Source organism: Spartinivicinus poritis (genome assembly GCF_028858535.1).
GTDB classification, from domain to species: Bacteria; Pseudomonadota; Gammaproteobacteria; order Pseudomonadales; family Zooshikellaceae; genus Spartinivicinus; species Spartinivicinus poritis.
The window spans coordinates 177662-191811 of the sequence record NZ_JAPMOU010000004.1 but is presented as its reverse complement, the minus strand read 5'-3'; the positions used below and the strand labels follow the sequence as shown (position 1 = coordinate 191811).

The following is a 14150-nucleotide window of genomic DNA, read 5'->3' as shown; positions in this document are numbered from 1 at the left end:
GTCTAATTTATGCAGGTGCATTAATTAAAGCTAAGGTGTTATCGAGCATTCGATTAGAGAAGCCCCACTCGTTGTCGTACCAAGCCATTACTTTTACCAGCTGGCCGTTTACCCGAGTTTGGGTAGAGTCGAAAGTGGCTGAGGCTGTGCTGTGATTAAAGTCGATAGACACCAATTTAATATCGTTATAATCCAGAATAGTTGAAGCTTCGCTTGCTGCTTTCATTATGCTGTTAACCTCTTCAATAGAGGTGGCACGGCTGGCAACAAAGTTCAAATCGACAAGTGAAACATTAATGGTGGGTACCCGCACGGCTTGTCCATCCAGTTTGCCATTAAGTTCAGGCAACACTAACCCAACGGCTGCGGCAGCACCGGTTTTGGTTGGAATCATAGATTGAGTCGCGGAACGTGCACGGTACATATCTGAGTGATAGACATCAGATAAATTTTGGTCATTGGTATAGGCATGAATAGTGGTCATCAGGCCTGACTCAATCCCAATTTTGTCATTTAATGCTTTGGCTACAGGCGCTAAACAGTTTGTAGTGCAAGATGCACTGGAAATAATTTGATGAGACTGGCGTAATATGTCGTGATTAACACCATATACGATGGTGGCATCTACATCTTTACCTGGTGCAGAGATAATGACTTTTTTGGCACCTGCTTGTAGGTGAGCGGCGGCTTTTTCTCTACTGGTAAACAGGCCTGTGCACTCATAAACCACATCAACATTTAATGAGCTCCAATCCAACTTGGCTGGGTCACGCTCTGAGCTGATACGAATGGTATCACCATTAACCTGCATAGCGTTGCCTGCTGTTTTTACTTCACCAGCAAAGCGACCATGAACGCTGTCAAAACGGGTTAGGTGGGCATTGATTTCTGCATCGCCTAAATCATTAATTGCAACGACTTGGATTCGGTCTCGATAGCCATTTTCGTACAGAGCACGCAAGATATTACGACCGATACGACCATAACCATTAATGGCAACACGAATGGTCATTTAAACCTCCTAACAAGCTGATACAAGCCACATTACCATGTACTTTTTAAATAAACGTTCACATAACAGGCGACTCTTGCCAAATTTATGAGAAAATAAAAAGAAGACTCTTATTCTGTTTGTTTGGTAATATTACAAATAAAAATTCCAGTTAACAAGCTGGAATGCTGAAATAAATTTAAAAAGTTATGTAATATTACAATATTTGCTAGGAACGAAAGCCCATATCCTATGCTTCGGGAAAAAAGATGAGGAGGCCCCATGCACCCAGTAGTAGATAACGTAACCCGTAGGGTTATCGAGAGAAGTCGTCGCTCTCGGCAAGCCTACCTGCAAGCGATGAAGCATGCGGAGCAAAAGGGCCCTCATCGAGGGGTATTGTCTTGTGGTAATTTAGCCCACGGCTTTGCTGCCTGTTCTGGTGGAGACAAGCAGGCACTTAAGATGATGAATCAGGCCAATATAGGGATTATTTCGTCATATAACGACATGTTGTCTGCACACCAGCCTTTGGAGGTATTTCCTGAGCTAATTAAACAAGCTGCCCATGATGTTGGTTCGGTGGCTCAGTTTGCTGGTGGGGTACCGGCGATGTGTGATGGGGTGACTCAAGGCCAGCCGGGTATGGAGCTAAGCCTATTCAGTCGTGATGTGATTGCAATGGCTACTGCAGTAGCCCTTTCCCACAATATGTTTGATGCAGCTCTGTGCCTGGGGGTATGCGACAAGATTGTGCCTGGCTTATTTATAGGTGCCTTACGCTTTGGTCATTTACCTGTGATATTTGTACCAGCAGGCCCAATGCCATCAGGTTTGCCAAATAAGGAAAAAGCTCGAATTCGCCAATTGTTTGCTGAAGGTAAAGTCGGTAGAGAAGAATTACTTGAAGCGGAATCTCAGTCTTACCATGGCCCAGGCACTTGTACCTTCTACGGAACAGCTAATAGTAACCAGCTGCTAGTTGAAGTGATGGGCTTACACTTGCCAGGAGCATCCTTTATTAATCCTAATACTCCGCTACGTGATGAGCTGACAAAAGAAGCGACTCGACAAGCGGCTCGAATTACTGCATTAGGTAGTGATTTTACACCAATGTATCAGGTGGTATCTGAAAAGACGATTATCAATGCTGTGGTGGCATTGCTGGCGACTGGTGGCTCAACTAACCACACCATGCATTTAGTTGCGATGGCAGCAGCAGCAGGGGTAAACATAACCTGGGATGATTTTTCAGAACTCTCTTCGGTGGTGCCTTTATTAACCAAGATATATCCCAATGGTCAGGCAGATATTAATCATTTTCAGGCAGCTGGGGGGATGGCTTTTTTAATACGTGAATTGTTAGATAGTGGCTTGCTTCATGATGATGTCACAACTGTAGTTGGCAAAGGGCTTCGTCAATACACGCAAGAACCTTTCTTGGATGGGGATAAGTTAGTGTGGCGAGATGGAGTGGAGGAAACTCATGATGCGGAGGTACTAAGACCTGCAGCAAATCCATTTAGCCCGGAAGGTGGTTTAAAACTATTAAATGGCAATATAGGCCGTGGTGTGATCAAAGTGTCGGCCGTCGCTAAGGATAATCAAATAGTTGAAGCCCCCGTGGTAATTTTCCATGATCAAAATGATTTAGCTGAAGCCTTTAAACGCGGAGAACTGGAAAGAGACTTTATTGCTGTGGTGCGCTTTCAAGGGCCACAGGCGATTGGCATGCCAGAACTACATAAACTGACGCCTTATTTGGGTGTATTGCAAGATAAGGGATTTAAAGTCGCATTAGTTACTGATGGCCGAATGTCAGGTGCTTCTGGTAAAGTGCCGGCAGCTATTCATGTGTATCCTGAAGCTGCCCAAGGTGGACCAATTGCCAAACTGCGGGAAGGCGATGTTATACGTTTAAATGCAGAAACCGGAGAGTTGACTGCATTAGTCGATGATCAAGAATGGCTGCAGCGTACAGCAGTTGAGGTGGATTTATCCAACTCTCACCAAGGCATGGGCCGAGAGCTGTTCGGTCAAATGCGAGCGTTTGCCGGTGGTGCTGAACAGGGTGCTTCAGTGTTTGGTTTTGCGAATGAGGAAGTTAAATGAACCAACCAATTGTCGTTGGTGATATTGGGGGCACAAACGCCCGGTTTGCCATGGTATTAGATGGGGGTGTGCAGCCTGAGTTAATCGAAGTGCTGCCCTGCGCAGACTATAACAATATGCCAGATGCGTTAGCTGATTATTTAGCATTGGTGGGCAATCCCGATGTCAAACAAGCTTGTTTATCCTTTGCTTGTCCTATTCATCAAGACCGAATTAAAATGACCAATAACCATTGGGATTTTTCACAGTCAGCTGTGCAGCAGCAATTTGGTTTTGATTCATTTAAGGTAATTAATGATTTTACGGCACTTGCCTTATCAGTACCTTATTTAACTAACGATGAATTAATGCAAATAGGCGGCGGTGAAGCTGTTGCAAATAAAACTAAATTGGTGATTGGTCCGGGCACAGGGCTAGGTATGGCAGGATTAGCTTCAACCAGCAGTGGTTGGTTAGCATTATCCGGCGAAGGCGGCCATGTGGATTTTGCCCCCCGCAATCGCTTTGAAATGGATGTTCTGGAATTTTTCTTAAAAAAGTATCCACGCGTATCAGTTGAAAGACTGCTATGTGGTGCCGGCTTGGTGGATTTATATGAAGCCCATTGCCAATTAAACAAAGTACCTGTTAAGCAGCAGTCAGCAGCTGATATATCATCCATAGCATTAAGTGATGAAAACTCAATAGAGCATCAAGTACTAGCCCATTTCTGTAATTTGTTGGGTGCTGCTGCAGGTAATGCAGCGCTTATCTTGGGAGCAGAAGGGGGCGTTTACATAATGGGTGGTATTATTCCACGCTTTAAAGATTTTTTTGCTGCGAGTCAATTTAGGCAATCATTTGAAAATAAAGGGCGGTTACAAAGCTACGCAGAAAAAATACCTACTTATTTAGTATTAAGTGAATATCCTGGGTTAGTGGGAGCGGCTGCGGCACTTAATAATAGTTATATTTCCTGATTAAAGGTGTCCTACAGTTTGTGTTAGCTCAGAAGATAAATTTCGCTGGGCTAACTAAAAGTAGCTATTGTTCTTTGATAGATGTTTGTTGTTTTAATAGCGCTTTTATTTCAGTTAACTCTTTTTCTAGCTTTTCAATCTGAGCCCGACTGGCAGGTGTACCACCTTCTTCTGTTTCACCATGAGATTCAGCGCGAAATTTTTCTTGCTCTTGGCTCATTACATCTAAGATCGTATCTACCATCATATTTAAAAATACAAAGGCAGTTAAGAAAATAAACGTTAGATAATACAGCCAACTGTGCAAGCGTGTCTGGGAAAGGAGCAGTGTAACTACAATAGTTCAGGTGTCGTTAATAAATTGGTGTAAATATTGGTGTTGAGAAGGTGTTGTTGTGTTGGAATGCTGGAATCACTGTTGAAAAGTGAGCACTTAAAATTATCTTAATGTCATTTTTTGTCATAATTGATCTTCATAAAACCATTGTTATTATAATGCCTTGGTGTAGGATTGCCTGCCAAAGCAATTCTGTTGGATATACTTGCTTGTTAGGTAATAGGCATTCTAATAATAAGGTAAATGTAATTGAACGAAAACTCATCAACTGTATTTGAAAGAAAAAAATGTAATATAGAGTATTTAGTAATACAATTAATTCAAGGTGAAAAATTTAATGCTACAAACAGGCTTAAAAGTGAGTTAATTGCTTTGAAGCTTAAAGGAAAACTAAGAGAAGATATCCCTATAGAATGGGCATTGTCTATGATTGACTCAGTCATAACTGTTGCAAAAAACTGTTTAAACACTGGTAGTTTTGAGTTAGAGGTAGTTGAAAGTCTAACATTGAATTGCATTTACTCAATGCTAATAAATGAAAACAGATCTGATTGATATTCGCTCAATATCTTCAAAAAGAGTAGGTGTTTATACTTAAATTGTCTTATATTTGTTGAAAATGTTACATTCACGTGACATTTTGTTAATATTATTTGAAAATAATAAGTTTACTTATCTCCAATTATTTATATGACTAAAAGATTTGTTATGAAAGAAAAATTGGTCTTGTTATTTGTTGGTTTAATTTTGCTGAGTGGTTGTAGTAGTCAATGGTTAAGAAATGCAGTTGGTGGTCTGCCAAAGGGTATCTACACATTTTATGCTTATAAGGATGGTCAGGTTATTGCGTCGGAAGAACACCATATTGAAGATAAGTTTAATCTTGGTAGCAAAATTACCAAAATGTGTGAAAAATATCCAGTTGCCGATCTTGCAAAAACTAAAAATCCTGAAGGAGCATTTGTAAGTCGATATCCTTGTAATGCTAATTAGATTAGTATTTATGGCATAAAATAATAATCTTGATAGGGGCAGTAACCTATGATGTTTAAAGGAGCCTTTATCTGTATCCTTCACCAGCTTAATGTAATCTGATAGAACTAGAAGATGTCTGCCTGCTGTTGAGTGTTATATCAAAGTAGTCAGCATTTGAGTAATTAATAATGTGGTTGTATAGAATTAAACTAGCTATCATTAGTAATTTAATGGTAGTACTGACAGTTCAGGCTGCACCTGAGAATTATACTTTTAAAGTATATAATTTAACGCCTTATGAATTAAGTGTTATACGCTCTCCCTGTAAAGAAAAGCAATTAGATCTTGATAAGGTTAAATTAAAACGTAGTGATTTTGCTAAGAGAATAGAATCAAGTGAAATTGCTGCATTAATAGGTTCTCCTAATCGTACATATAATAGCTTTGAAGACATTATAAAAGAAAAAGTACTAAACGAAGTTGCAGATTATTCTCCTAATAATAAATCTAACTCACTAATTACTAAAGTGATTCAGCCATGTAAAAATGGCCAGTTTAAGGTGCATGTAGGCTATACGTTATTCAATGCAGAAAAAGATGGATATCAGATGGGAGGAACAATTACTGATATAAGAAAGACATGCAATGATAAAAATACATGTTATAAAAAAATCAACCAGCACAAAAAAAATACATTGATAAAAGCTGGATTCAATCTTTAAATTTGTTTTGTGCAACAGTAAAAATAAAGCCAAAGCAAGAAATTATATCAAATAAAGAAATATCACTATTTTATCTCCAGCAAGTCAACTGTTCAGAATTAAACTCAATATAGACGAAAAATAATAACGAACCCTTCAATTAAAGATTTAGTAGGTCATAGCGTACACTTTAATAACTTCACACTTAAAGTGTACGTTGGATGGACGAATATCTACCACAATAAGTACAAATATCTATTAAGTTCAGAATTTATTGTGTAATTAAACATCTTTTAAGAATGTAAATATAATTAATGCCAAGTTAAATAATAATCTTCTTTCTTGTTGATTACCCTCTATATTTTTCTTTGTAAATAGGTAAATATTTTATTGACTTTTACCTTTGGAGTGTAATACCCATTACAATAAATACAATACTAATTTACTGTTTAAATTCTAGCGTGAGAGGCAAGGCGTGTAATAATAGGGTGCTCGGTAAGATTAAATAAATGGGTACTTAATGCCATTTTTTATCATAATTGATCATCAGAAAAGTACAAAGTTTCTTAGTTATTTATATAAAATAGTTTTTTCAATTTACATTAATAGGCTTCTAAAATCATGAAGATACATATCAAAAACCTATTTTTAGGTTCGCTTTTATTTATTCAGGCTGTTTTTTCATATGGGGTTGAGGATAAGCAATTATTAAGCATTTTCAATAAATATAATGTAAATGGTACATTGGTTATATCGTCCACTGATGGAAAAAAAGTGTACATACATAATGAATCTAGAGCAAAAAAAAATTATTTACCTGCATCAACATTCAAAATCCCTAATACACTAATTGGTCTTGCAGAGGGGGCTATAAATCCTGATGGTCATGTATTTTTATGGGATGGAAAAGATAAAGGATGGAAGATATGGAATCAAAATCATACATTACAGTCTGCATTATCCAATTCATGTATATGGTGTTATCAAGAGGTAGCTCAAGATGTTGGGAGATTGCAGTATCGGTATCACTTAAAAAAAATGAACTATGGTAATAGAGAGTTAGGCAATTTAACGACGTTTTGGTTAGATGGAAAGTTACGAATCAATGCATATCAACAAATTGAGTTTCTAAAAAAATTATATTCTGAAAGACTGCCATACTACAAAAAATATCAGAAAAAAACTAAGAAGATTATGCTTAATGAAAGTAATCCATCATATAAACTATATGGAAAAACAGGTTGGGTAATGAAAAATGGAAAAGGGATAGACATAGGCTGGTATGTTGGTTTCCTAGAGAAGGATAATCAAACATGGTTTTTTGCAATAAATATAGATCTAATGAAAGATAGTCAACGAAAACTAAGAAAACAGATTATAAAAGAAGCATTACATGTTAAAAGAATTATATAATTTATTTGTATTTATTGGATCATATGATAAAGAATCAGTCATGAATTATTGTTATGATAAACCAGAGCTAAGTTTATATCCAGGTTATGTTGAAGTTAAAGCACAAAGCTGTTTACAAAATTCAGAGAATAATTACCAGACGCAAGATTTTAATTTAAAAAAATGGTGTGGAGGATTTAGGACTAAAAGTAGCTGTGAGAAATATACTATCTATGAGCAGCCTCTGTGCAAGTGGCAGTAATAGGTTCTGAGCTATATAATTTTCATAAGCCTAACTGGTAAAAAATTGTTATAAACGCTTTTTATGATATTGATTGCTTTAATATTTATGTGTTTTTAACGTTATATATACCCAATGTGAAGGGTTTTTAGGGCTAGCCTACAGCAGTGAGGCTAGCAATAATAGCATTAATTGATAAAACAGCGTTATTGGTAAGCCATCAAGTGACGAGTTCCAGTAGCACTTTTATATCCATTAAAGTCGCTACCGCAAGTCTTACAGTAGTAGACTTGTCCCCATGAGCCTATATTAATAAGTGATTGGGGTGACAGTTAAATGCTCCTAGGCAACTACTCCTGCATTGCCCTAATACATGACATCCATGTCATAATGCATTAACTGCATTCACACCATCCTTGGTGATTAGGAACGAAGATAACAAAACCTAAAAATGATTCGATACGGGTATAAATTCACAATGGATGAATCACTATCACCAGCGTAAAGTGATTGAAATGCTTAATCATGCGTTCACAAAAGTATTACCAGTCTCTTCTGATCCGGATAAAAGAGATTTTATTGATCAGCAGTACCTGGTAGCAAAAAAAAGAAAAAAAATAGTGAAAGCAAGATTGGGAGTTTTTTTAAAGCCAGTAGTCAATTGGGGACAGGGATTATCCAAACCTGTCATAGAGGATTTTCAAACAGCCAAATTGAATAAATTATTATTACTGACACCCAGTTGGACCTCAGCTTTTTATCATCCAGAGGCTGTCATAGCGGCAAAACAGGCTGGCTACTTAATAAGCACCTATGATTCGTATAATACAGCAATACCGATGGGGGTAAATGATAATTGGCTGACTGCTCAGATACCTAGCCAGTTACGGGAAAACTGTGGCATTGTTAAGAAAGATGGATATAAAAAAATGGGCTATAAAGGAAAAGGAGTATATACCAATCCAAGTTGTATGCAAACTTACTATCAGCAACGTACTGCTAAAATCATGCACTATGGTGGTTTTAATAGTTTATTTTTGGACGCTGATGCCACTGGAATGCTTTATGAGGATTACCATTCTAAACGTTTACACTCCCAGTCTACCATGGCAAAAGGATTTAATTATCGCTTGCAGTGGTTTGTGGATCAATATCAACTACCATTAGGCTCTGAAGATGGTAATGCAATTAATACGTCGTCAATAGTATTTGCTCATGGAATTCAAACTACAGGTTTTGGTTGGCGTGATCCAGACATGCGTAAAAATAAACAATCACCATATTATCTTGGTACTTGGTGGCCAAATGACGAGCCGCAGGTTTTCTTTAAGCCAGCTCAAGTCAAAATGCTTTATAAAAATTTATTGTTTGCGCCCGAGTATAAACTGCCGTTATATCAGGCCGTGTTTCATGATGCTGTTATTAATGGCTACCATTGGGGGGCAGACAGTTTAAAATTTTCCGATGTGAAAGTGGTACGTGATTTAACCGCGATGTTATATAACACACCGCCAATGTTGCATATTAGTCGTAATAGCTTACGAAAGCGGTTGCCTGCTTTAAAACACTATGCGAAAGGATTTCAGATAGCTCATGAAAAACTTTGGGATAAGGCTTTAGTGAAATTTCTTGACTTAACTAAAAGTCGACAAGTACAACAAACAACCTTTAGTGATGGCTCCACGATTACCGCCAATTTTAGCAGTAAAGATTATTTATTAAACAAAAAAGTAGTGAAGCCTAATACAGTGATGATTCATTTTAGTGACGGCACAGTATTCAATTGGGAAAGTAATTAACCTATTTAATATCAATTGTTTTTATTAAAAACGTTGTGGTGCATCTATATGCACCACAACGTTTACTTTAGCTTAACTAAGCCATTCATTACTTGTTCTAATCCTCCATATACATTTAATTGGTCAATTTTTTCTGCTACTTTCTCCAATGACTCCAGTTCTTTCAAGCGCAGCAAAGTTGGGTTGCCTTCCATAACTTTGGCGGTGTTTTGCAGGCTACGAGTAGCAGCTGTTTCTTCCCGACGCTTGATGCTGTTAGCTTCTGCTGATTTTTGGGCATTAACCACCTGGTTAAGAATTTCCTTCATCTCACCAGGTAAAATAATGTCTTTTATTCCCAGTTGACCAAGCTCTATCCCAATAGATGATAAATGCTCCGCTGATTGCTTTAGCAATAGCTGATTTACATGCTCTTTATCCATTAACAAATCATCTAAGTTTCGTGTACCTATGGCTTCTCGTAATGCTAGCTGTAACGTACGGTAAATAAACTCATTAACATTGTTAACGCTTTCAAAAGTCGTTACCGCATCTAAAATACGATAGTTGGCGTTTAGGTTGACCCGCACACTAACCCGATCTTTGGTTAATATTTCTTGTCCACTGACTTCCACTGTTTGCCAGCGTAAATCAAACTGTTTTATTTCCAGTTGGCGACCAAAAGGCCAATAAGCGTGTAGCCCAGTATTCAGGGTGCTAACCAATTGACCATCTTGCAGTAGCAAACCGATATGCTGTTGGTCGATAGAGGTTGTTAACCACTGGCCACTTAAATACTGACGTAAGCTATCTAGCAATGGTTTGGTTACCCGAAAGTCGTTGTTGATATCAACCAGATCAAGCTCCCACACTTTATTCTGTTGCCATACAGCAATTTCAGTATTTGGTGGCAGTAATTGATTAAAACGACGCTGGCCATGCTGTACTTCATACAGTAGCCCAACTTGCTGTGGTTCAGTTTTAAATAGCGCAATTTGTTCTGCAACAGCAGGAATTTCTAACCAGTTTTCCTGCAATATATAATCAAGTTTTAACCCTTTGCGGGTATCCATCATGACTACTTCAATTTTGCGCTGATACTGCCATACTCCAAACTCACCTTCACCTTGCAAATCGATAAGTTGGCTGTCCACATAGATTAAAGCAACGAATCCTGCATTAACTTTATGGGTAGTAACATTACTGGTATTAGCATTAATAACAAACTGCTCTTTGTTTGTTAATTGCCATAATAGATCATCTTCAAGATAATAACTATTTTCGGTATTGATGGTACGCACCTCAATATCATCACTATTTTTCCACAAATAGTGGGTAGTCGCCGGGTTTAATAACTGCCAAAGCTGACCATGTTTATAAACTAACCCAACTTCAAATCGGCCTAACTCTAGTTTATCAAAATATTGTAAAAATACAGGCTCTTTTAGCCACTGTTCTAGGCTGTCATGAGTGAAGCGTACTGACTCAGTACTAACCAATTCTACATCATCATATTGCCAAATAGGCAGATAATGTACTCCTGTCGATAGAACTTTACTTAATCTTTTATCTTTAACAACAATTAGTCGCTCATTTTGCCCGACAACTATTTTCTTAAACACAATACATCTCCATTAAATCTAAATGCCCTTAAAAATAGGACTTATTAGTCATGATGAGTACTGGTCAGTAGTTGATTAACTACTAAAAAGCGACTCATCATAACTAAAGAAGTTAGGGGCGGTTACTTGAATAGTGGTGGTTAAAGAATGGTTCGCTTACATTTGTACATCGTATGTGGTTGATCCACAGAATGTAACCCTGTAAGGAATGATTCAATAACGAACCAAATAATTAAATAACTGGTAACTACTAGTACAGCTTTAGCTACCTCATTAAAGTCACCATTCCTTAAGTAATTGCTTCCTGCATTCACTTTAAGTTTTGATAAATTTAATGCTGTTATTTAATTAAGCTAAACAGCGGCAACAACCGCTAACCTCTTTTATACCTTTCGCGAATCGCTTTTAGGCTTTGTTATCATCGTGACTCACCCCAATCACCTATTATTTATAGGCTCACGGGGCTTCATCACTCGATAGCCTCACCTAAAAACCCTTCGCTTTGGGTATATTTCATTGCAGACTACTTGCGTAGTCTTTTTACATTTATACAGCTTGAGAAGGAATCGAACCTTCTACCAATTGCTCCCTAAGCAACTGCTCTACCAAATGAGCTATCAAGCACTGGTTAAAAGCCAGTATGAATGGTGGTTTTTAGGGACTCGAACCCAGTTGTATGCCATATCATAAAAAACCCAATAAGATTCTTACGAATCCATGCCGAGAAAGGGCACTGTGTCTTGGGACGCTTTGGTACAACTTACTTGAAACAAGAGTTACCAGGCTGGCTTTGGTTTGAAGCAAAAAACCAGACCTGCTAAAGCATTCCGCTTTGCACAGTAATCATAAGGCGATTAACGTGCCAACTTTTAAAATTTCTTTGTTAAAAGTGTTGGAGGCCTTGATATTCAAGGTATAGCAAGAATCACCTGAGAGGCCAGCATGAATTGCTGTCGCTGAAGTTTTGTTGTTGAAATATCTATATGGATATAATATTGATCTATATAAATAATATGTATGTTAGCGGTTAATTGGTAGGGCCGAGTAGCAGCATTTGTATGCAATGTAATAAGGTGAGGTTGGTGTGACGAGTGAAAAAACAAACAAAACTAAGGTTGCCATTGGTTTGCTGGGTACGACTAAGGATCGTCGAGGTAAAGGGACTAAGCGTTGGAGTAGCTGGCGGCCAACCGTTAGTATTTTTCAGCAAAAGGATCTTAAGCTAGATCGTTTAGAGTTGCTGCATCAACCAAGGGATAAAAACTTGGCAACTAAGGTGTGTGAAGATGTGCAGGAGGTGTCTAATCATACAGCTTACAATTTGCATTCAGTTCGCTTTATCGACCCTTGGGATTTTGAAGAAGTTTATAGTGTGCTATTGGAGTTCTGTCAGTCTTACCCGTTTAAGCCTGAAAAGGAAGACTACTATTTGCACATCACCACTGGGACCCATGTAGCGCAGATTTGTTGGTTTTTATTGTGTGAAGCTAACTATATACCTGCCCGTTTATTGCAGTCTTCTCCAGGAGTAAAAGACGAAGAAGGTAATGCGATTGGTACTTACTCCGTTATTGATCTGGATTTATCTAAATATGATGCCTTAGCGCAGCGTTTTCAAAAAGAAGCTTTAGATGACCAGTCTTTCTTAAAAAGTGGCATTCAAACTAAAAATAAAGCGTTTAACCAAATGATCGAGCAGATCGAGAAAGTCGCTGTTCGGAGTACGGCACCCATGTTAATTACTGGGCCAACTGGAGCAGGTAAATCAATGCTGGCAAAACGAATTTATCAGCTAAAACAACAAAAAGGCTTGGTTGCTGGTGATTTTATTGCAGTTAACTGTGCAACCTTAAAAGGTGATAATGCTATGTCAGCATTATTTGGTCATATTAAAGGGGCATTTACTGGAGCTCAAAATAAGCGGGATGGTTTATTATTAGCAGCAAACCAAGGGTTGTTATTTCTTGATGAAATTGGTGAGCTTGGGCTAGATGAACAAGCTATGCTACTACATGCTATTGAGGAAAAAACATTCTACCCATTAGGTAGTGATAAGCCTGTCCAAAGTGATTTTCAACAAATAGCTGGCACCAATAAAGATCTATATCAGGCAGTTGAAGAAGGGGTATTTCGTGATGACTTATTAGCTCGTATCAACTTATGGACTTATCAGCTGCCTGGTTTAGCTCAACGAAAAGAAGATATTGAGCCAAACTTGAATTATGAGCTACAGGAGCATGAGCGAAAAACAGCCCATAAAGCCAGTTTTAATCAACAGGCAAAGCAGCAATACCTAGCTTTTGCTACATCTTCACAGGCCAGTTGGCGAGGCAATTTTCGTGACTTAAATGCCAGCGTACAAAGGATGTTAACGTTAGCAGAAGGAGGACGAATTAATGAAATCATTGTCAGTGAAGAAGTAGAACGGTTATCCAAGCACTGGCAAACCGATCAGCCCAAAGTTAATCATTTTGGTGTAGACTTAGCACATTATTTTAGTGAAGAACAATTAGCTTCAATTGATTTGTTTGATCAGTTACAACTACAGCAGGTGATTTCTATTTGCCAGCAGCAATCGTCGTTATCGGCGGCAGGAAGGGAATTGTTTAATTATTCTCGAACGCAAAAAGCATCTAATAATGATAGTCATCGTTTACGGATTTATTTGTCTAAGTTTGGTTTGAGCTTTAATCAGGTTAGATCATAGTGGTTTATAAAGTTATCTCCGTTTTCGTTGGAAAGGTAATAGTTTGAAAAACTATTACCTGAATTATGATATGGTTTTTACCATTCTTTAATTGACTCGATTTGTTCTACTATATCTATAGCTCTAATGAGTTTTGTATGCTCCTTTGCTCCACTACCTGAATGTAAATATAGCTTAGCTGCCTTATAAACAGCATCTAGCTTTTTCACTAACTGATTATGATAAAGTAACGATTTTGCTAAATAGTCACTATCATCACTTTTTTCCCACATTTCTGTGGCTTTGATCAGTGCTCTATCTAGCTCTGGTTTCGTTAAGGAGATATGCATAGTCAA

Annotated in this window: 13 protein-coding genes and 1 tRNA gene; 9 read left to right on the top strand and 5 right to left on the bottom strand. The window is 37.9% G+C overall.

The features are described from left to right. Window positions 1-7 precede the first annotated feature (7 nt). On the bottom strand, window positions 8-1012 hold the full coding sequence (gap, locus tag ORQ98_RS05215) for a type I glyceraldehyde-3-phosphate dehydrogenase (RefSeq protein WP_274687726.1): 1005 nt from the start codon (window positions 1010-1012) through the stop codon (window positions 8-10). Window positions 1013-1273: 261 nt separating this feature from the next. Between gap and edd the strand changes: the two genes are divergently transcribed. Both edd and ORQ98_RS05205 read left to right on the top strand, forming a co-directional pair. Next, window positions 1274-3103: a phosphogluconate dehydratase gene (gene edd, locus ORQ98_RS05210; RefSeq protein WP_274687725.1), complete on the top strand. Its 1830-nt coding sequence runs from the start codon at window positions 1274-1276 to the stop codon at window positions 3101-3103. Then, window positions 3100-4062, top strand: a complete 963-nt coding sequence (locus ORQ98_RS05205; protein WP_274687724.1) for a glucokinase — start codon at window positions 3100-3102, stop codon at window positions 4060-4062. Before edd ends, ORQ98_RS05205 begins: the two co-directional genes overlap by 4 nt. Window positions 4063-4126: 64 nt before the next feature. Here the strand turns inward: ORQ98_RS05205 and ORQ98_RS05200 are convergent, their stop codons facing one another. Continuing rightward, window positions 4127-4309: a hypothetical protein gene (locus ORQ98_RS05200; RefSeq protein WP_274687723.1), complete on the bottom strand. Its 183-nt coding sequence runs from the start codon at window positions 4307-4309 to the stop codon at window positions 4127-4129. A gap of 339 nt (window positions 4310-4648) precedes the next feature. On the opposite strand from ORQ98_RS05200, the gene ORQ98_RS05195 reads away from it, so the two are divergent. From ORQ98_RS05195 to ORQ98_RS05170, 6 genes are all read left to right on the top strand, one after another. Continuing rightward, window positions 4649-4954 carry a hypothetical protein gene (locus ORQ98_RS05195; RefSeq protein WP_274687722.1) on the top strand — a complete coding sequence of 102 codons (306 nt, stop codon included), beginning with the start codon at window positions 4649-4651 and terminating at the stop codon, window positions 4952-4954. 153 nt (window positions 4955-5107) lie between these two features. Beyond that, window positions 5108-5392, top strand: a complete 285-nt coding sequence (locus ORQ98_RS05190) for a hypothetical protein (RefSeq protein WP_274687721.1) — start codon at window positions 5108-5110, stop codon at window positions 5390-5392. Window positions 5393-5562: 170 nt separating this feature from the next. Further along, entirely contained in the window at window positions 5563-6096 is a 534-nt protein-coding gene (locus ORQ98_RS05185) for a hypothetical protein (protein WP_274687720.1), read from the top strand. Between the two features lie 600 nt (window positions 6097-6696). Next, window positions 6697-7488, top strand: a complete 792-nt coding sequence (gene blaOXA / locus ORQ98_RS05180) for a class D beta-lactamase (RefSeq protein ID WP_274687719.1) — start codon at window positions 6697-6699, stop codon at window positions 7486-7488. After that, window positions 7469-7729: a hypothetical protein gene (locus ORQ98_RS05175; RefSeq protein WP_274687718.1), complete on the top strand. Its 261-nt coding sequence runs from the start codon at window positions 7469-7471 to the stop codon at window positions 7727-7729. Before blaOXA ends, ORQ98_RS05175 begins: the two co-directional genes overlap by 20 nt. A gap of 461 nt (window positions 7730-8190) precedes the next feature. Beyond that, window positions 8191-9507, top strand: coding sequence for a glycoside hydrolase (locus ORQ98_RS05170; RefSeq protein WP_274687717.1), 1317 nt, complete (start codon window positions 8191-8193; stop codon window positions 9505-9507). Window positions 9508-9569: 62 nt separating this feature from the next. Here ORQ98_RS05170 and ORQ98_RS05165 read toward each other — a convergent pair whose 3' ends face one another. Then, complete coding sequence (locus ORQ98_RS05165) at window positions 9570-11108, bottom strand: slipin family protein (protein ID WP_274687716.1); 1539 nt, start codon at window positions 11106-11108, stop codon at window positions 9570-9572. A 551-nt stretch (window positions 11109-11659) separates the two neighbouring features. Continuing rightward, a tRNA-Pro gene (locus ORQ98_RS05160) sits at window positions 11660-11731 on the bottom strand. Between the two features lie 461 nt (window positions 11732-12192). Between ORQ98_RS05160 and rtcR the strand changes: the two genes are divergently transcribed. Next, the gene (gene rtcR / locus ORQ98_RS05155) at window positions 12193-13815 is read left to right on the top strand and encodes an RNA repair transcriptional activator RtcR (protein WP_274687715.1); all 1623 of its coding nucleotides are present in this window, start codon (window positions 12193-12195) and stop codon (window positions 13813-13815) included. Between the two features lie 77 nt (window positions 13816-13892). Here the strand turns inward: rtcR and ORQ98_RS05150 are convergent, their stop codons facing one another. Then, a complete protein-coding gene (locus ORQ98_RS05150; protein ID WP_274687714.1) occupies window positions 13893-14144 on the bottom strand; it encodes a hypothetical protein in 252 nt (83 codons plus the stop codon). Window positions 14145-14150: the final 6 nt, after the last annotated feature.

Coding starts and splice junctions, on each gene's coding strand:
- ORQ98_RS05200 (WP_274687723.1), bottom strand. CDS start 4,309: ATGATGGTAGATACGATCTTAGATGTAATGAGCCAAGAGCAAGAAAAA.
- ORQ98_RS05205 (WP_274687724.1), top strand. CDS start 3,100: ATGAACCAACCAATTGTCGTTGGTGATATTGGGGGCACAAACGCCCGG.
- blaOXA (WP_274687719.1), top strand. CDS start 6,697: ATGAAGATACATATCAAAAACCTATTTTTAGGTTCGCTTTTATTTATT.
- ORQ98_RS05150 (WP_274687714.1), bottom strand. CDS start 14,144: ATGCATATCTCCTTAACGAAACCAGAGCTAGATAGAGCACTGATCAAA.
- ORQ98_RS05175 (WP_274687718.1), top strand. CDS start 7,469: ATGTTAAAAGAATTATATAATTTATTTGTATTTATTGGATCATATGAT.
- edd (WP_274687725.1), top strand. CDS start 1,274: ATGCACCCAGTAGTAGATAACGTAACCCGTAGGGTTATCGAGAGAAGT.
- ORQ98_RS05185 (WP_274687720.1), top strand. CDS start 5,563: ATGTGGTTGTATAGAATTAAACTAGCTATCATTAGTAATTTAATGGTA.
- gap (WP_274687726.1), bottom strand. CDS start 1,012: ATGACCATTCGTGTTGCCATTAATGGTTATGGTCGTATCGGTCGTAAT.
- ORQ98_RS05190 (WP_274687721.1), top strand. CDS start 5,108: ATGAAAGAAAAATTGGTCTTGTTATTTGTTGGTTTAATTTTGCTGAGT.
- ORQ98_RS05170 (WP_274687717.1), top strand. CDS start 8,191: ATGAATCACTATCACCAGCGTAAAGTGATTGAAATGCTTAATCATGCG.